Source organism: Micromonospora sp. NPDC049047 (assembly GCF_040649135.1).
In the GTDB taxonomy this organism is placed as follows: Bacteria; Actinomycetota; Actinomycetes; order Mycobacteriales; family Micromonosporaceae; genus Micromonospora.
Genome location: NZ_JBEZEY010000006.1, coordinates 99,411 through 115,201, shown reverse-complemented (window position 1 = coordinate 115,201; position 15,791 = coordinate 99,411). Strand labels below are relative to the sequence as shown.

The following is a 15,791-nucleotide window of genomic DNA, read 5'->3' as shown; positions in this document are numbered from 1 at the left end:
TGGCGACATGAGTAACCGCACCACGATCCGTGTCCTGGCCGCCGCTACCGCAGTGCTCGCCCTCGCCGCCGGGGCCGGCTGTGCCAGCAGCGCCGGCGGCGCCGACCCCCAACGGGTCGACGTGGTGGCCGCGTTCTACCCCCTCCAGTTCCTGGCCGAGCGGATCGGCGGCGACGCGGTCCGGGTGACCAACCTGGCCAAGCCCGGCGCCGAACCGCACGACCTGGAACTCAACCCCAGTCAGGTCGGCCAGGTCAGCGAGGCCGAGCTGATCGTCTACCTGAAGGGTTTCCAGCCGGCGGTGGACGACGCCGTCGCCCAGAACGGCGGCGACCGGGCGTTCGACGTGACGAGCGTGCAGCCGCTGTTGGACGCGTCCGCCGGTGGGCACAACCACGACGGCGAAGAGGGACACGCCGACGAGAGCGGCGGCAAGGACCCGCACGTCTGGCTCGACCCGACCCGGCTGGCCGGCATCGGCGACCAGCTCGCCCAGCGGCTCGGCAAGGCCGACGCGGCGCACGCCGCCGACTACACAGCGCGGGCGGAGGCGCTGCGCGCCGACCTGACGGCCCTGGACGGCGAGTTCAAGAACGGCCTGGCGACCTGCCAACGGCGGGAGATCGTGACCAGCCACGCCGCGTTCGGCTACCTCGCTGACCGTTACCAGCTCGACCAGGTCGGCATCACCGGGCTGAGCCCCGACGTCGAGCCCGCACCGCAACGACTCGCGGACACGATCGAGGAGGCGAAGGAGCACCACGCCACCACGATCTTCTTCGAGACCCTGGTCAGCCCGAAGGTCGCCGAAACCATCGCCGGTCAGGTCGGCGCGAAGACCGCCGTTCTGGACCCGATCGAAGGACTCGCCGCCGGCAGCGACGGGGACTACCTTTCGGTGATGCGTACCAACCTGCGGACCCTGCAGACGGCCCTGGGCTGCTCGTGAGCACACCTGTCATCGCCGTCGAGCACGGGGTGGTCGGCTACGACGGCCGCCCGGTGCTCCGGGACGTCTCACTCACCGTCACCGCCGGTGAGGTGGTCGCCATACTCGGGGCCAACGGCTCCGGCAAGTCCACCCTGATCCGCGCCGTGCTCGGGCTGGTGCCGCTCAGCGCCGGCTCGGTAACCCTCTTCGACCGGCCGTTGCGCCGGTTCCGGCAGTGGGCCCGCATCGGGTACGTCCCGCAGCGCCTGGGCGCCGGCGGCGGCGTACCGGCCACCGTCCGTGAGGTGGTGGCCTCCGGTCGGCTGGCCCGCCGGGGGGTGCTCCGCCCGCCGGGTCGCGCCGACCGCGCCGCCGTCGACGCCGCGTTGCTGGCGGTCGGGCTCGCCGACCGGGCCGGCGACCCGGTGGCCACGCTCTCCGGTGGCCAGCAGCAGCGCACCCTGATCGCCCGCGCCCTGGCCGGTCAACCGGAGCTGCTGGTCCTCGACGAACCCACCGCCGGGGTGGACGCGGCCAGTCAGGAAGCATTCGCCAGCGCGCTGCGCGACTTCGTCGCCGACGGCGGGACGGTGCTGCTCGTCGCCCACGAGCTGGGCCCACTGCGACCGGTGATCAGCCGAGCGGTGGTCGTCCACGAGGGTCGCATCGCGCACGACGGCGCGGTGCCGGACCCGGCCGGCCATCACGCGGAGCCCGACCACGACCACGTGCACCCGCACTGCTACGACGAGCCCGCCGGGCTGTGGAGCAACTGACCCATGGGACTCTTCCAGTACTCCTACATGCAGCACGCCCTGATCGGCGCACTGGTGATCGGCCTGGCCGCGCCGGCGCTCGGCATCTACCTGGTGCAGCGCCGACTGGCGTTGATCGGCGACGGGGTCGGGCACGTCGCGCTTACCGGCGTCGGGGCCGGCCTGCTGCTCAACCGCTCGCCGGTGCTTGTCGCGGTGCTCGTCGCCACCGCTGGCGCGATCGCCATCGAGGTGGTCCGGGCCCGTGGGCGTACCTCCGGTGACCTGGCCCTGGCCCTGCTCTTCTACGGCGGCATCGCGGGCGGCGTGCTGCTGGTCGGGCTCTCCGACGCGACAAGCGCGAACCTCAACGCCTACCTGTTCGGGTCACTGATCACCACCTCCCGCGCCGACGTGATCACCATCGCGGTGCTCGGCGCGGCGATCCTGGTCACGATGATCGCGCTGCGCCCGGCGCTCTTCGCGGTCAGCCACGACGAGGAGTACGCCCGGGTCTCCGGCCTGCCGGTCCGCACGCTGAACCTGCTGATCGCGGTCTCCACAGCGGTCACCGTGACCATCGCGATGCGGGCCGTCGGGGTGCTGCTGATCAGCGCGCTGATGGTGGTGCCGGTCGCCACCGCCCAACAGATCACCCGCGGTTTCCGCAGCACCATGACGGCCGCGATGGCACTCGGGCTCTTCGCCGCCGGCTCCGGCATCTGGGTGGCGGCTACCGCGGACACCGCGCCGGGCGCCTCGGTGGTGCTTGTGGCGATCGCCTCCTTCCTGGTGGTCGCCGTTGCCGGCGGGGTCTGGCGGAAGCTGCGCCAGCGGTCGACGCCTGTCGCAGCGTCAACGGCGGAACCCCACGAGGTAGTGCTGGGTCGATCCTGAGCGGGGAGATGACGGTGGTATTGGTTACCGTTGCGGGATGACCAGCGCGACGGGCTATGAGGGGTTCGACGGGGCCAGCGAGTTGCTCCGCGCCCTGTCGGCGCCGATCCGGTTGGCCATCGTCAGCGAGCTGGCAAGCGGTGAGCGGTGCGTACACGAACTGGTGGACAAGCTCGGGGCCGCGCAACCGCTGGTCTCCCAGCACCTGCGGGTGCTGCGCGGCGCAGGGGTGGTACGGGGTTCCCGCCGTGGCCGGGAGATCGCCTACAGCCTGGTCGACGAGCACGTCGCGCATATCGTGGCGGACGCGGTCAGCCACGCCGGGGAGGGATCATGAGCGAGAGCGGCGCCGCGGTGCGCAACACCCGCCAGCGCTCGGCGGTCAGCGCGCTGCTTGGCGAGATGGAGGGCTTCCACAGCGCCCAGGACCTGCACGCCATGCTGCGTCAGCGCGGCGAGCGGGTCGGCCTGACCACCGTCTACCGCACCCTGCAGGGGCTGGCCGACGCCGGCGAGATCGACGTGATGCGCCCGCCGGGCGGCGAGCACCTCTACCGCAGGTGCAGCGAGGGGCACCACCACCACCTGGTCTGCCGGGTCTGCGGCAACACCGTGGAGGTGGCCGGGCCGGCGGTGGAGAGCTGGGCCGACCGGGTCGCCGCGCAGCACGGTTATGCCGACGTCAGTCACACAGTGGAGATCTTCGGCACCTGCCCGGCCTGCGTCCGCTGACGACGCCCGGCGTCGCGCCGCGGCCCACACTCCGGCGCCACGCCGGGACCAGCGCCTCAAGATCGTGCTCGATCATGGTTTCTGGGGCCTGCGGGCCACCGCGATGCCACTACATACTGGATGATGCACGATCTTGCGAGTAGTCGACGCCCGGTCGGGCCCTCGGGCTGATTCCACACCTGTAAGAACCTGAGCGTTCGTGACACGCTGTCCGGCGTGAAAATCTATGCTGATCGCTTTCCGACCGCCGCCCGTCAGTTGCTCACCGACCTGCTCGTCGTCGCCTGGGTGTACGCGGCGGTCCGGGGCGCGCTGTGGCTGCACGACCTGGTGCAGAAGCTCGCCGTACCGGGGCAGAAGTTGGAGGGTGCCGGCGGTGGTCTCGCCGACAACCTCGCCGACGCCGGCGGCAAGGTTCGCCGGGTGCCGTTGGTCGGCGACGAGCTGACCGCGCCCTTCCAGCGGGCCGCCGACGCCGCCCGGGGGCTCGCCGACGCCGGCCGGGACCAGCAGCACCTTGTCGACCAGCTCGCCCTCGCCCTCACCGTCGCGGTGCTGATCTTCCCGCTCGGGCTGGTGCTGTTCGGTTGGTTGCCGCTGCGGCTGCGCTGGATGCGGCGGGCCGGGTCGGCAGCGAAGCTGGCCGCCGGGCCGGCCGGCCGGGACCTGCTCGCCCTGCGGGCATTGGCCACCCAGCCGCTGGGCCAGCTGACCCGGATCGCTCCCGACGTGGCCGAGGCGTGGCGACGCGGCGACGACGCGACAGTCGACGCGCTGGCCGCGCTGGAGCTGCGCCACCTCGGTCTGCGCGGCCGGACCCGCTGAGGCCGACGTGCCCGCGATCCCGCACCGCCTCGGTGCGCGCGGCCGGGACCGTTAAGGTCTTCGGGTGTTCTACTTCCTGGTCGTCATCGCCGTCCTTCTGCTCGGCTACGCCGCCGTCCTGATCTCCTTCGTCCGTCGGGGCAAGAAGATCCCGCCCGCGGCCTACCTGGGTCTGGCCGCGCTCAACGGCCTGATCCTGGCGGCGGTGCTGGCCTTCGCGGTCGCCCGCTGACCGGCACCGTCACCACCCGCGCCCCCAGCGGTGGCGCGGGTGACGCCGGGCGGTGCGGTTACGGTTTCGGCGGGATGCGGCGGCGGACGTCCTCGGCGGTGGACGGGCCGGGCGTCCAGCGGGCCACCCAGGGCAGCTCGTCGGACGGGGTGAGCACACCCTCCTCCAGACCCGCGTAGCGGCCGGCGAGGATCCGCTTCGCGGCGGCGGTGTCGACCGAGTCGGTGTTGTCCCAGAGGGCCGAGAACAGGGCGTCCACCCGCACGCGCGCCTGCCGGCAGAACAGGTCCGCCAACTCCACGTTCTCCGGTCGGGTGTCGCGGTCGGCGGCGGCCCGGACACAGACCGCCGACATCGCGAACAACTCGGCGCCGATGTCCACCACGCGGCCGAGGAACGCCTGCTTACGTTCCATTTTTCCCTGCCAGCGGGACATCGCGTAGAACGTCGACCGGGCCAGCTTGCGCGACGACCGCTCCACCTGCCGCAGGTGGGCGGCGAGCGGCCCGAACTCGGCGTACGCAGACGGGCTCTGCCCCCGGCCCACTGCCAACGTGGGCAGCCACTTCGCGTAGAAGGCACCGGCTCGGGCGCCGGCGCGTGCCTTGCGGCCCAGGCCCGCGTCCGGGTCGATGATGTCGCCGGCCACCGACAGATGGGCGTCGACTGCCTCCCGTGCGATCAGCAGGTGCATGATCTCGGTGGAGCCCTCGAAGATCCGGTTGATGCGCAGGTCACGGAGCACCTGTTCGACGTTTGCCGGGCGTTCGCCGCGGGCGGCCAACGAGTCGGCCGTCTCGTAGCCACGCCCGCCCCGGATCTGGACCAGTTCGTCGGCGATCTTCCAGGCCATCTCGCTGGCGTACAGCTTGACCAGCGCGGCCTCGATCCGGATGTCGTTGCGGTCGTCGTCGGCGAGCAGGCAGCACAGGTCGAGCATGGTCTCCATGCCGTACGTGGTGGCGGCGATGAAGGAGAGCTTCTGCGCCACCGCCTCGTGCGCACCCACCGGTCGGCCCCACTGGACCCGGTCGGCCGACCAGCCCCGGGCCACGTTCAGCGCCCACTTGCCGGCGCCCACGCACATCGCCGGGAGCGACAGCCGGCCGGTGTTCAGCGTGGTCAGGGCGATCTTCAGCCCCTTGCCCTCGCCACCGATGACGTTCTCGGCGGGTACGAACACGTCGTGGAACCGGGTGAGGCTGTTTTCCAGGCCACGCAGGCCGATGAACTCGTTGCGCCGCTCGACGGTGATGCCGGCGCTGTCCCCGTCCACCACGAACGCGGTGATTCCACCCCGCCGCCCCTCGGTGGCCGGCACCCGGGCCATCACCACCAGCAGGGTGGCCACGATGCCGTTGGTGGCCCACAGTTTCACCCCGTTGAGCCGGTAACCGGTGCCGTCCTCGGTCGGCTCGGCGACGGTGGCCAGCCGGGCCGGGTCGGAGCCGACGTCCGGTTCGGTGAGCAGGAACGCGGACACCTCGCCGGCGGCGAGCCCGGGTAGGAAGCGCTGCTTCTGCTCGGCGGTGCCGAACATCTTCAGCGGCTGCGGCACCCCGATCGACTGGTGTGCGGAGAGCAGCGCGCCGATGGCCGGGCTGACCGAACCGGCCAGCATCAGCGCCCGGCAGTAGTGCAGGTTGCTCAGCCCGAGCCCGCCGTACTTCCGGTCGATCTTCATGCCGAACGCGCCGAGGTCGGCCAGGCCGTGGAACACCGAGTCTGGAATGGACGCGTCGCGTTCGATGGCCGCGCCGTCCACCTCGGAGGTGAGGAACGCGCGGAACCGACCGAGGAACTCCTCGGCGCGGGCCATGTCGTCGGGGTCGGACCGTGGCCATGGGTTGATCAGGTCGAGTCGGAGGCGGCCGAGGAACAACTCCTTGCCGAAGCTGGGCCGGTCCCAGGAGGACTCGCGAGCGGCCTCGGCGACCCGCCGGGCCTCCTTCTCGGAAACCTGCCCGGCCTCCGTCGGCAGCGGTGCGGCGGCACCGACGGTCTGCGGTGTGGTTTCGGAATCCGGCCCGTCCGGTGCTTGTCGACCGTCCTGTGTCGTGGTCACGGCTGCCCCCTCGAACCTCGGTGCGGCTGCTCGGTGTGCGACTACCGTCACGCTACCCCCGGGTGTTACCCAGGGGTAGCGCTCGGTGGAGAACCGCTCGATCAGCGGCCGGCGACCTCGTCCGGGTCGTCGTCCTCGTCGTCGATGTCGTCCTCACCCCAGCTGCGGCGGGCGAACGGCAGGGCAACCCAGAACGTCAGGAACCAGAGCCCGGTCAGCGCGCTGAGCACGAAGGCGATCGGCCGGTCCAGCACGAAGTCGGTGATCAGCAGCACCGCGCTGACCATGGAGATGAGCATGAAGGCGAGACCGCCGGTGGCCATCCGGTGCGCGAAGCGCACCAGCTCCGGCTTGCGCCCCTGCCGGAACAACGCCCTGTGGAACGCCACCGGCGAAATGATCATCGCGGTGGCGGCGGCCGCCGCGAGCAGCGCGACGATGTAGACGTCCCGCTGGAACTCACTGGTCCGGGTGAACCCGTTGCTGAACGGCAGGGTGAGCAGGAAGGCGAAGAGGATCTGCACGCCCGTCTGTGCGACCCGCAACTCCTGCAACAGGTCGGCGAAATTTCGCTGCCAACGCTGCTTCTCGGTCTCCTTGGACACGCGCTACCTCCGGTGCGACGGTACTGCCGACGGTCCCGGCCGCCGGCAGCAACGCCAATGCCCCACCCGGCTGAGCGCGAAACAAGTTCACGACATCCGCTGTTCATCACCGGTTCACACCGCACCGGCCGGCTGGGTGGATGCCGGACGATGTCGGCCGCCCCAGGGTCAGGACCCGCGTCGGATCCGACCGGCGTACCGGGCCTCCAGCTCCGTGTTGTGCGCGTCGCCGTCCGGGATGTTCGCCGACAGGTAGACCGGTGGCCGTTCCCCCGCCGCCAGCAGCCGGGCCACCACCTCCACCGTCACCTGCTGGGCCAGCAGCGCCGCGGTGATCGAGGAGACCGCGCCGACCGCGCCGCCGCCGGGCAGCGGCAGCGTCGCGTCACCGTACGGAGCACCGTTGTCGAGGACGACGTCGGCGAGGTCGGCGAGCTTGCGCCCGGACGGGTGCCGGGAGGTCATCCGGCCCGAGTGCTGCGCGGAGGTGATCGCCACCAGGGCGTGGCCGCGTTGCTTGACCAGGGTGGCGAACTCCACCATCGCGCCGTTGACCCCGGAGTTCGAGGCGAGCACGAAGACGTCGGCGGGCCGCACCGGCGCCAGCTCGTAGAGCCGGTGCGCGACCGCCGGGTCCCGCTCCAGCAGCGGGCCGAGCCGCTCGGCCGGTTCGCCGCCGATCAGCACCAGGTCACGCAGCGCGATCCGGTTGGTCGGCACCAGCCCTCCGGCCCGGCCGGCGATCTCCATGGCGAGCGCCTCGGAGTGCCCGGTGCCGAACGCGTGCACCACCCCGTCGGCCCGGACGGCGTCGGCGATCAGGTCGGCGGCCCGCCCCACCGCCTCCCGCTGGCTGGCTGCCACCCTGCCGATCGTCTCGGTCACCACGGCCAGGTAGGCCTCGGCACTCACCGTCATGCGTCCTCCGTCGTCCGGTTCTGGTCCAGCCAGCGCACCGCGAAGTCGACAGCCGCGCGCTGATGCATCAACCTGCCGGTCCCGGTGCCGACCGACCCGGTGCGAACCGCCCCGGTGGCCTCCAGGTCCGCGCCCAACGCGGCGAAGTCGTCCGCGTCGAGCCGGACGTCCTGCCACCACACCCACTCCCGGCCACCGTCGCCGGTCCGCACCGCGGCGCCGACCCGCTCGCGGGGCGAACCCCGGCGACGGTACTCGGCCAGGTGCAGCGAGGTGCTCGCGGAATGGTCCACGCCGAGCAGCAGGATGTCGGCGTCCAGGTCGTAGAGCCGGGCCAGCGGGGAGCTCTCACCGAGCATGTCGGCCAGGCCATGACCGGCCACCACCTGCTCGGCGGCCGGACCGAGCGCGGCGAACGACACGTGCGGATGCGAGCTGCGCAGGGCACCGGGCCAGCCGCGAACCGTCTCGGCGACCGCGCCCATGTGCCGGCTCGGGGTCACCGCCGGGTCGAAGCCCGGCATCTCGGCGCGGATCAGCGGCCACCAGTCCATCGGCACCGGCGGTCTGCGCCACTGCGCGGGATCGCTGTTCTCCGGTGTGTGGGTGGGCACGACGATCGTGCCGTCCGGACCGAGCGCGTCACGCAGGGCCAGCACCACCGCGTGCGGACCACCGCTGATGAATCCCAGCGGACGGAGGCCGGCGTGCACCAGCAGCGTCGCGCCGGGGCGTACGCCCAGCAGGCGTAGTTGCGCGGCGATCGAGCGGCGGCTGCCCGGCCCGCTGCCGTCCGTCGTCATGATGGCCCTCCCCTGCTGACCCGCACGACTCAGGCCGTTGCGCTGACTCGGGCCAGGACCGCCTCGGCGAGCGGGCCCGGGGCCGCGTCCGGGATCCAGTGGCTCACACCGGCCAGTTGCACGAAGCGGTAGTCCCCGGTGACGTTCGCCGCACACGCCTCGGCGGCGGTCCGGCCGATGGCGACGTCCCGGTCACTCCAGACGTAGGTGGTGGGCACCGTGACCGGGCCGACGCCGGCCAGGTCGGCGCGGGACATCGCCCGGTACCAGTTCAGGGCGGCGGTGAGCGCCCCCGGCTCGCGCATCGGGGCGGCGTATCGGTCCACCCGCGGTCCGTCGCCCACTCCGCCGAGCAGCTTGCGCAGCGCTGCCGCGTGCCACGCCAGCAGCACCTTCTCCGCCGTGCCCGGCTTGCGGAACAGGGTGATGTACGACGACCGGGCCTTCTGCTGGGCATCGTTTCTCAGGGCGTACGCCATGGCGGCCGGATGCGGCACCGACACCGCGATCAGCGTGCGGACCCGGTCGGGGCGCCCGGCGGCGACCGCCCAGGCCACTATCGCGCCCCAGTCGTGGCCGACCAGGTGCACGGCGTCCAGCCCCAGGGCGTCGAGCACCGCCACCACGTCGGCGACCAGTTCGGGGATCCGGTAGTCGGCCACCGCCGTCGGCCGCGCGCCGGGCGAGTAGCCGCGCTGGTCCAACGCGTACGTGCGCAGGCCGGCCGCGTGCAGGGCGGGCGCCACGTCGTCCCATTCGCCGCTGTGCTGGGGGAAGCCGTGCAGCAGCAGGACGGGTACGCCGTCCGACGGACCGCCGGCGGTTACCTCGAACGTGAGACCTCGCGCGTCGACCCGCATGATCGTCAGCCTACCCAGCCCGCGTCCGGCTGGCCGCCCGGCGAGCTGCACGGAAGCCCTGCTGGGCCGGCACCCCTTGTCGGTGTTAGCGTCATCGAGACAACTTCACATCCGACAGGGGAGCGCACAGCGCTGAGAGTGCGGGCACGCCCGCAGACCCTCGAACCTGATCTGGGTAATGCCAGCGCAGGGAGTTCGGTCGACCTCCAGCCGCGCCGCCGTCCGGTGCCACCGGACGCGCGGCGTGCGTCTTCTCCTGGTTCGCACGCAGAACTGGGAGCAACACATGAAATCGAGCATCGACACCGGCCGCTGGCGGACCATCGACATCGTGGTCGCCTCGGTGATCGCTGTCGCCTTCGGCGTCATCTTCTGGGCCTGGGGCCTGGTCTGGAGCGCCACCGAGGGTGCGTTCGCGTTCTTCCCACCGGCGCAGACGCTGCTCTACGGCGTGTGGCTGATGCCGGCCGTGATCGGCGGCCTGGTCATCCGCAAGCCCGGCGCGGCGCTCTACTGCGAGACGGTGGCCGCCGTCCTCTCCGCGCTGCTGGGCAGCCAGTGGGCCGGCACGGTGATCCCGCAGGGCATCGTGCAGGGAATCGGCGCCGAGCTGGCGTTCGCCGCCTTCCGCTACCGGTCGTACCGGCTGCCGACGGCGATGCTGGCCGGCGCGCTCACCGGTCTCAGCGCCGCGCTTTTCGACTTCTTCATCTGGAACGTCGACTACGCGTTGGTCGACTACCGCATCCCGTATGCGCTGATCACCATCGTCAGCGCCACCGTGATCGCCGGCGCCGGCGGCTGGCTGCTGACCCAGGCCCTGGCCAGAACCGGTGTCCTGGACCGCTTCCCGGTAGCCCGCGACCGGGCCCTGATCTAACCCGGCCCACTCGTGTCGATCATGAGGTTGACGGGCGGGTGGATCTTCAGAACCACCGTCAACCTCATGATCGACCATGCAGGGTGGAGCCCGAGGGATGGGAGGGGGTCGGGTGGGCGCGGTGGTCCTGCGCGGGTTCGGGTGGCGGCACGCCGGGCGGCGGGCCTGGGCCCTGCGCGGCGTTGACCTCCGGGTCGAGGCTGGGGAGCGGGTACTGCTGCTCGGGCCCTCCGGGGCCGGTAAGAGCACCCTGCTCAGCGCACTGGCGGGGCTGCTGCCCGACGATTCCGGCGAGCAGGAGGGCATCGTCGAGATCGACGGTCTGGACCCACGCAAAGGACGGGAACGGGTCGGCATCGTCTTCCAGGACCCGGAAACCCAGCTGGTGATGGCGCGCTGCGGCGACGACGTCGCGTTCGGGCTGGAAAACCGTGGCGTACCGACCGACGAGATCTGGCCCCGGGTGGACGAGGCGCTGCACCGGGTCGGCTTTCCGTACCCCCAGGATCGCCGCACCGCCGCCCTCTCCGGCGGCGAGCAGCAACGCCTGGCCCTGGCCGGTGCGCTTGCGCTGCGTCCCGAACTGCTGCTGCTCGACGAGCCGACCGCCAACCTCGATCCGGCCGGGGCCGACCTGGTCCGCCAGGCGGTGGCCGGCGCGCTGCACGCCGACACCACGCTGATCCTGGTCGAGCACCGGGTCGCCGAGGCGCTGCCCCTGGTCGACCGGGTGGTGGTCCTGGAACCGGGCGGCGGGGTGCGGGCGGACGGCACCCCCGATGCGGTCTTCGCCGCCCACGGTGCCGCGCTGGCCGCCGAGGGGGTCTGGGTGCCCGGTCACCCCGTCCCCTCCCGGCCGGCCACCGCCGCGCCGGGCGACCTGTTGCTCACCGCCGACCGGCTCGGCCTGCCGCCCCGGCTGAGCCACACCGACCTTGCGGTACGCGCCGGTGAGGCACTCGCCGTACGCGGACCCAACGGCGCCGGCAAGTCCACCCTGGCGTTGCTGCTCGGCGGGTTGCTCAAGCCGGGCGCCGGACGGGTCACCGCATCCGTCGAGCTGGCCGGCGCCGACCACCGCACTCCCCCGCACCGCTGGCGGGCTCCCGCACTCGCCCGCCGGATCGGGTCGGTCTTCCAGGATCCGGAGCACCAGTTCGTCACAAGCACCGTCTTCGACGAGTTGGCGCTCGGCCCGCGCCGGACCGGTCAACCCGAGACTGCCGTCAAGGAGACAGTGACCGGGCTGCTGGAACGGCTGCGACTGGTCCGCCTCGCCGCGGCCAACCCGTACACCCTCTCCGGCGGGGAGGCGCGGCGGCTGAGCGTGGCGACCGCCCTGGCCACCGCGCCCCGCCTGCTGATCTGCGACGAGCCCACCTTCGGTCAGGACCGGCGGACCTGGCGGGAGCTCGTCGATCTCCTCGCCGACCTCCGCGACGCCGGGCACGGCGTGGTCGCGGTCACCCACGACGCGGACTTCGTGGCCGCGCTCGCCGACCGAACCGTCACCCTGCGACGCGCCCCGGACCACACCCGATGATCACCATCGAGCCGATCGCCGCGCCCGGTGCGCCGTTGGCCCGCCGCAACCCGGTGGCGAAGGTCGCCGCGGCGCTGGTCTTCTCCTTCACCCTGCTCGCCACCCTGGACCCACTGGCTCCGGCGATCGCCATCGCCCTCGAACTCGCCGTGCTGCCGCTGTTCGGCATCGGCTACCTGATGCTGGCCCGGCGGGCCTGGCCGCTGCTGCTCAGCGCCGCCGGCATCCTGGTCACCCTGGTGCTGTTCGCCGCCGACCGGTCCGGCCGGGTCCTCCTGGACGCGGGACCGGTACTGGTGACCACCGGCGTGCTGCTCACCGCCCTCGGGCTGGTGCTGCGCGTCTTCGCGGTGGCCCTGCCCGGTGTGATCGTCTTCGCGACCACCGACCCCACCGACCTGGCCGACGCGTTGATCCAGAACGCCAGGGCGCCAGCCCGGTTCGCCATCGGGGCACTCGCCGCGTTTCGTCTGGTGCCGCTGCTCGGTCAGGAGTGGCAGATGATCAGCATGGCCCGCCGTGCGCGCGGCGTGGACGCGGGACGCAACCCGCTCGCGAAGCTGCGCCTGTTCGCCTCCACCGCGTTCGCGCTGCTCGTCGGGGCGATCCGCCGGGGCACCCGGCTGGCCGTCGCGATGGACGCCCGCGGCTTCGACGCCGGCACGCCCCGGACCGTGGCCCGCCACCAACGCTTCACCCGCGCCGACGCGCTGCTCATCGCCGGGTCCGCCGTGCTGGCCGGCGCCGCCCTCACGACAAGCATCCTGGTCGGCACGTTCCGCCCCCTGATCGGCTGAGCCCTCCGCCGGGCGCCCGCACGACGCCGACTCGCCCGGCACACGCCGCCCGCTGCTCGCCGCCCGCCCGCTGTCCGCAGCCCGCGCCACCCCGCGCGCCGTTCGCCGCCCCGCGCGCCGTTCGCCGCCCCGCGCGCCGTTCGCCGCCCCGCGCATCCTTCGCCGCCCCGCGCGTCCTTCGCTGTCCTCGGGCAAGATCGGCACAACATCAGGGATGTTGTGGTCTCGTCGGCGACCGAGGCCACTACATCCCTGATGTTGCTGTCACCCTCCGGCGCCTCCAGCGTGATGGGATGGCGCGGATCGGTCAGCTGCGGCGGAAGGCGTAGCGGCGGGTCTGGCCGGCCTGCTGGCCGCGACCGCCGCCGCCCGAGCGGTTGCCGCCACCCTGCGGCGGACCGGCCGTCGGTGCCGGCGGTCGCCCGGCTGTCTTCGGCAGACCTTCCACCGGCGGCGCGTCGACCGCCACCGGCACGTCGACCGGCAACGCCAACGCGTTGTCGACCGCCGCAGGCACGTCGACCGGCAACGCCAACGCGTCCGGGACGGCCGCCGCCGGCAGCGCCGGCTCGATCGGTTCGACGGCGAGGTCGGGGCGGGTGGGCGGGTGCGGGCCGCGTTCGGCCGCCGGGTCGATGCCGAGCGGCGTCGCACGGGGGGTACGGGACTTCTTCGGATTGCGCCTGGCAGGCATCCGGGCCTCCTTCGGTGCCGACCGGCTCGGCCGGTCCCGCGTCTCGGCGGCCGGTCGGATCGGCTGGTGACCGCCGCGGCGCGACGGTCGAACGGGAGAGAGACTGCTCACCGGGGGTCGGGTCGCGCCAGCGCCGCCGAACTGCGGGTGGGATGCGGGACGCCCGGGAGCGCACGGACCGCGACGCGGGGCGGCGGGCCGGCTCGGAGAAGGGGCGTCAGTAGCGCATGCCCGCACACTATCGGCTGGTCGTTCGTCGGCGCAGTCGATTTTCCTGGCACCATCGACGGCATGCTTATCGCGTTCTCGGTAACCCCGCTCGGTGTCGGTGAGTCCGTCGGTGACCTGGTCGCCGAGGCGGTACGCGTGGTCCGCGACTCGGGCCTGCCCAACCGCACCGACGCCATGTTCACCACGATCGAGGGTGAGTGGGACGAGGTGATGGCGGTCGTCAAGCGGGCGGTCGACGTGGTTGCCGCGCAGGCGCCCCGGGTGAGCGTGGTGCTCAAGGCCGACGTCCGCCCGGGGGTGACGGACGCGCTCACCGCGAAGGTGGCTCATGTGGAGGATCGTCTGGCCCGGCAAAGCTGAGCATCATTTGCCGATAACCGGCTGTCGAGACGACATGCCCACGTTTCGCCGCACCGCGATACGGTCCAAGCACGGAAGTTCGACGGCGAGAGGTGGCGGCACGAATGGCTGAGCAGGCGACGGCGCAGATCGGTGTGACCGGGTTGGCGGTGATGGGCCGGAATCTGGCCCGCAACCTGGCCCGCAACGGCTTCACGGTGGCGGTGCACAACCGGACGCCGGCGCGTACCCGGAGCCTGATCGCCGAGCACGGCGACGAGGGCACGTTCGTGCCCGGCGAGACGATGGCTGACTTCGTGGCGTCGCTGGAACGGCCCCGCGCGGTGATCGTGATGGTCAAGGCGGGTGCGCCCACCGACGCGGTGATCGACGAGTTGGTGCCGCTGCTGGAGGAGGGCGACATCATCGTCGACTGCGGCAACGCCCACTTCGCCGACACCCGTCGTCGGGAGGAGGCGCTGCGCGCGCAGGGGCTGCACTTCAGTGGCACCGGCGTCTCCGGTGGCGAGGAGGGCGCGCTGCTCGGGCCGAGCATCATGCCCGGCGGCTCCGCCGAGTCGTACGCCAAGCTCGGGCCGATGTTCGAGAAGATCGCCGCCCAGGTGGACGGCGTGTCGTGCTGCATGCACGTCGGTCCGGACGGCGCCGGGCACTTCGTCAAGATGGTGCACAACGGCATCGAGTACGCCGACATGCAGCTCATCGCCGAGGCGTACGACCTGCTCCGGGCCGGTCTGGGCGCGAAGCCGGCGGAGATCGCGGAGATCTTCCGCGACTGGAACGGCGGCGAGTTGGAGTCGTTCCTCATCGAGATCACCGCCGATGTGCTCGCGCACACCGACGCGGCGACGGGCCGTCCGTTCGTCGACATCGTGCAGGACCGGGCCGAGCAGAAGGGCACCGGCCGCTGGACCGTGCAGAGCGCCCTTGACCTGGGCATTCCGATCACCGGGATCGCCGAGGCGACCTTCGCCCGCTCGCTCTCCGGGCACGTCGACCAGCGCGAGGCGGCCCGGCGGGCGTTCCCGGACTCGGGTGAGCAGTGGCAGGTCGCCGACCGGGACGCGTTCGTCGAGGACGTCCGCCGGGCGCTGCTCGCTTCCAAGATCGTCGCGTACGCGCAGGGCTTCGACCACATCCGCGCCGGCAGCCAGGAGTTCGACTGGGACATCGACCTCGGCGGCACGGCCACGATCTGGCGGGGCGGCTGCATCATCCGAGCCCGCTTCCTGGACCGGATCCGCGAGGCGTACGACGAGAAGCCTGACCTGCCGACGCTGCTGGTGGCGCCGTACTTCGCCGAGGCCGTCGCCGCTGGCGTGCCGAGCTGGCGGCGGGTGGTGGCCGACGCGACCAGGGCGGGTGTGCCGACGCCGGCGTTCTCCTCGTCGTTGGCGTATTTCGACGCGCTGCGCGCCGAGCGCCTGCCCGCCGCGTTGATCCAGGGCCTGCGGGACAATTTCGGCGCGCACACCTACCAGCGGGTGGACCGCGAGGGCTCGTTCCACACCACCTGGGCCGGCGACAAGACCGAGTCCCCGGCGTAAACAACCCAGGGCCGACGGCCCGCACCGCAACCCACGGCCCACGGCCCACGGCCCACGGCCCACGGCCCACGGCCCACGGCCCACGGCCCACGGCCCACGGCCCACGGCCCACGGCA

General features: G+C 72.4%; 18 protein-coding genes and 1 riboswitch. Of the genes, 12 read left to right on the top strand and 6 right to left on the bottom strand.

Annotated features, from left to right (window positions below; all coding sequences use genetic code 11):
* Window positions 1-7 precede the first annotated feature (7 nt).
* The 7 genes from AB0B86_RS12145 to AB0B86_RS12115 all read left to right on the top strand — a co-directional run bounded on the left by AB0B86_RS12145 (window position 8) and on the right by AB0B86_RS12115 (window position 4,372).
* Complete coding sequence (locus AB0B86_RS12145) at window positions 8-949, top strand: metal ABC transporter substrate-binding protein (RefSeq protein WP_357417749.1); 942 nt, start codon at window positions 8-10, stop codon at window positions 947-949.
* Window positions 946-1,707, top strand: a complete 762-nt coding sequence (locus AB0B86_RS12140; protein ID WP_357410641.1) for a metal ABC transporter ATP-binding protein — start codon at window positions 946-948, stop codon at window positions 1,705-1,707. Before AB0B86_RS12145 ends, AB0B86_RS12140 begins: the two co-directional genes overlap by 4 nt.
* Before the next feature lie 3 nt (window positions 1,708-1,710).
* The gene (locus AB0B86_RS12135) at window positions 1,711-2,583 is read left to right on the top strand and encodes a metal ABC transporter permease (RefSeq protein ID WP_357410639.1); all 873 of its coding nucleotides are present in this window, start codon (window positions 1,711-1,713) and stop codon (window positions 2,581-2,583) included.
* Between the two features lie 37 nt (window positions 2,584-2,620).
* Window positions 2,621-2,920 (top strand): metalloregulator ArsR/SmtB family transcription factor, encoded by a 300-nt coding sequence (locus AB0B86_RS12130; RefSeq protein WP_355030824.1) that lies wholly within the window; start codon window positions 2,621-2,623, stop codon window positions 2,918-2,920.
* Window positions 2,917-3,315, top strand: coding sequence for a Fur family transcriptional regulator (locus AB0B86_RS12125; protein WP_357410637.1), 399 nt, complete (start codon window positions 2,917-2,919; stop codon window positions 3,313-3,315). The genes AB0B86_RS12130 and AB0B86_RS12125 overlap by 4 nt, the downstream gene beginning before the upstream one ends.
* Window positions 3,316-3,531: 216 nt before the next feature.
* Window positions 3,532-4,140 (top strand): hypothetical protein, encoded by a 609-nt coding sequence (locus AB0B86_RS12120; RefSeq protein WP_357410635.1) that lies wholly within the window; start codon window positions 3,532-3,534, stop codon window positions 4,138-4,140.
* A gap of 64 nt (window positions 4,141-4,204) precedes the next feature.
* On the top strand, window positions 4,205-4,372 hold the full coding sequence (locus tag AB0B86_RS12115; RefSeq protein ID WP_357410633.1) for a hypothetical protein: 168 nt from the start codon (window positions 4,205-4,207) through the stop codon (window positions 4,370-4,372).
* A gap of 58 nt (window positions 4,373-4,430) precedes the next feature.
* Here AB0B86_RS12115 and AB0B86_RS12110 read toward each other — a convergent pair whose 3' ends face one another.
* The 5 genes from AB0B86_RS12110 to AB0B86_RS12090 form a co-directional block, all read right to left on the bottom strand.
* On the bottom strand, window positions 4,431-6,437 hold the full coding sequence (locus AB0B86_RS12110; protein ID WP_357417745.1) for an acyl-CoA dehydrogenase family protein: 2,007 nt from the start codon (window positions 6,435-6,437) through the stop codon (window positions 4,431-4,433).
* A 101-nt stretch (window positions 6,438-6,538) separates the two neighbouring features.
* A complete protein-coding gene (locus AB0B86_RS12105; protein ID WP_357410629.1) occupies window positions 6,539-7,042 on the bottom strand; it encodes a DUF6328 family protein in 504 nt (167 codons plus the stop codon).
* Between the two features lie 168 nt (window positions 7,043-7,210).
* Window positions 7,211-7,960, bottom strand: a complete 750-nt coding sequence (locus AB0B86_RS12100) for an SIS domain-containing protein (protein ID WP_357417743.1) — start codon at window positions 7,958-7,960, stop codon at window positions 7,211-7,213.
* Window positions 7,957-8,763 (bottom strand): AAC(3) family N-acetyltransferase, encoded by an 807-nt coding sequence (locus AB0B86_RS12095; protein WP_357417741.1) that lies wholly within the window; start codon window positions 8,761-8,763, stop codon window positions 7,957-7,959. Before AB0B86_RS12095 ends, AB0B86_RS12100 begins: the two co-directional genes overlap by 4 nt.
* A 29-nt stretch (window positions 8,764-8,792) precedes the next feature.
* Window positions 8,793-9,623, bottom strand: a complete 831-nt coding sequence (locus AB0B86_RS12090; protein ID WP_357417739.1) for an alpha/beta fold hydrolase — start codon at window positions 9,621-9,623, stop codon at window positions 8,793-8,795.
* Window positions 9,624-9,729: 106 nt separating this feature from the next.
* Window positions 9,730-9,834, top strand: a riboswitch (TPP riboswitch).
* Window positions 9,835-9,909: 75 nt separating this feature from the next.
* On the opposite strand from AB0B86_RS12090, the gene AB0B86_RS12085 reads away from it, so the two are divergent.
* The 3 genes from AB0B86_RS12085 to AB0B86_RS12075 all read left to right on the top strand — a co-directional run bounded on the left by AB0B86_RS12085 (window position 9,910) and on the right by AB0B86_RS12075 (window position 12,843).
* Entirely contained in the window at window positions 9,910-10,503 is a 594-nt protein-coding gene (locus AB0B86_RS12085; protein ID WP_357410621.1) for an ECF transporter S component, read from the top strand.
* 112 nt (window positions 10,504-10,615) lie between these two features.
* The gene (locus AB0B86_RS12080; protein WP_357417736.1) at window positions 10,616-12,046 is read left to right on the top strand and encodes an ABC transporter ATP-binding protein; all 1,431 of its coding nucleotides are present in this window, start codon (window positions 10,616-10,618) and stop codon (window positions 12,044-12,046) included.
* Window positions 12,043-12,843, top strand: a complete 801-nt coding sequence (locus tag AB0B86_RS12075; protein WP_357410617.1) for an energy-coupling factor transporter transmembrane component T — start codon at window positions 12,043-12,045, stop codon at window positions 12,841-12,843. The genes AB0B86_RS12080 and AB0B86_RS12075 overlap by 4 nt, the downstream gene beginning before the upstream one ends.
* Before the next feature lie 307 nt (window positions 12,844-13,150).
* Here AB0B86_RS12075 and AB0B86_RS12070 read toward each other — a convergent pair whose 3' ends face one another.
* Window positions 13,151-13,537, bottom strand: a complete 387-nt coding sequence (locus AB0B86_RS12070) for a hypothetical protein (RefSeq protein ID WP_357410615.1) — start codon at window positions 13,535-13,537, stop codon at window positions 13,151-13,153.
* 291 nt (window positions 13,538-13,828) lie between these two features.
* On the opposite strand from AB0B86_RS12070, the gene AB0B86_RS12065 reads away from it, so the two are divergent.
* Together AB0B86_RS12065 and gndA are read left to right on the top strand one after the other, a co-directional pair.
* On the top strand, window positions 13,829-14,128 hold the full coding sequence (locus AB0B86_RS12065) for an MTH1187 family thiamine-binding protein (RefSeq protein WP_357417733.1): 300 nt from the start codon (window positions 13,829-13,831) through the stop codon (window positions 14,126-14,128).
* Window positions 14,129-14,232: 104 nt separating this feature from the next.
* Window positions 14,233-15,675: an NADP-dependent phosphogluconate dehydrogenase gene (gene gndA / locus AB0B86_RS12060; RefSeq protein ID WP_357410613.1), complete on the top strand. Its 1,443-nt coding sequence runs from the start codon at window positions 14,233-14,235 to the stop codon at window positions 15,673-15,675.
* Window positions 15,676-15,791: the final 116 nt, after the last annotated feature.

Excerpts from the sequence above, each read along its gene's own strand:
- AB0B86_RS12095 (WP_357417741.1), bottom strand. The coding sequence starts at position 8,763 with ATGACGACGGACGGCAGCGGGCCGGGCAGCCGCCGCTCGATCGCCGCG.
- gndA (WP_357410613.1), top strand. The coding sequence starts at position 14,233 with ATGGCTGAGCAGGCGACGGCGCAGATCGGTGTGACCGGGTTGGCGGTG.
- AB0B86_RS12070 (WP_357410615.1), bottom strand. The coding sequence starts at position 13,537 with ATGCCTGCCAGGCGCAATCCGAAGAAGTCCCGTACCCCCCGTGCGACG.
- AB0B86_RS12085 (WP_357410621.1), top strand. The coding sequence starts at position 9,910 with ATGAAATCGAGCATCGACACCGGCCGCTGGCGGACCATCGACATCGTG.
- AB0B86_RS12075 (WP_357410617.1), top strand. The coding sequence starts at position 12,043 with ATGATCACCATCGAGCCGATCGCCGCGCCCGGTGCGCCGTTGGCCCGC.
- AB0B86_RS12135 (WP_357410639.1), top strand. The coding sequence starts at position 1,711 with ATGGGACTCTTCCAGTACTCCTACATGCAGCACGCCCTGATCGGCGCA.
- AB0B86_RS12145 (WP_357417749.1), top strand. The coding sequence starts at position 8 with ATGAGTAACCGCACCACGATCCGTGTCCTGGCCGCCGCTACCGCAGTG.
- AB0B86_RS12065 (WP_357417733.1), top strand. The coding sequence starts at position 13,829 with ATGCTTATCGCGTTCTCGGTAACCCCGCTCGGTGTCGGTGAGTCCGTC.
- AB0B86_RS12125 (WP_357410637.1), top strand. The coding sequence starts at position 2,917 with ATGAGCGAGAGCGGCGCCGCGGTGCGCAACACCCGCCAGCGCTCGGCG.
- AB0B86_RS12090 (WP_357417739.1), bottom strand. The coding sequence starts at position 9,623 with ATGCGGGTCGACGCGCGAGGTCTCACGTTCGAGGTAACCGCCGGCGGT.
- AB0B86_RS12130 (WP_355030824.1), top strand. The coding sequence starts at position 2,621 with ATGACCAGCGCGACGGGCTATGAGGGGTTCGACGGGGCCAGCGAGTTG.
- AB0B86_RS12100 (WP_357417743.1), bottom strand. The coding sequence starts at position 7,960 with ATGACGGTGAGTGCCGAGGCCTACCTGGCCGTGGTGACCGAGACGATC.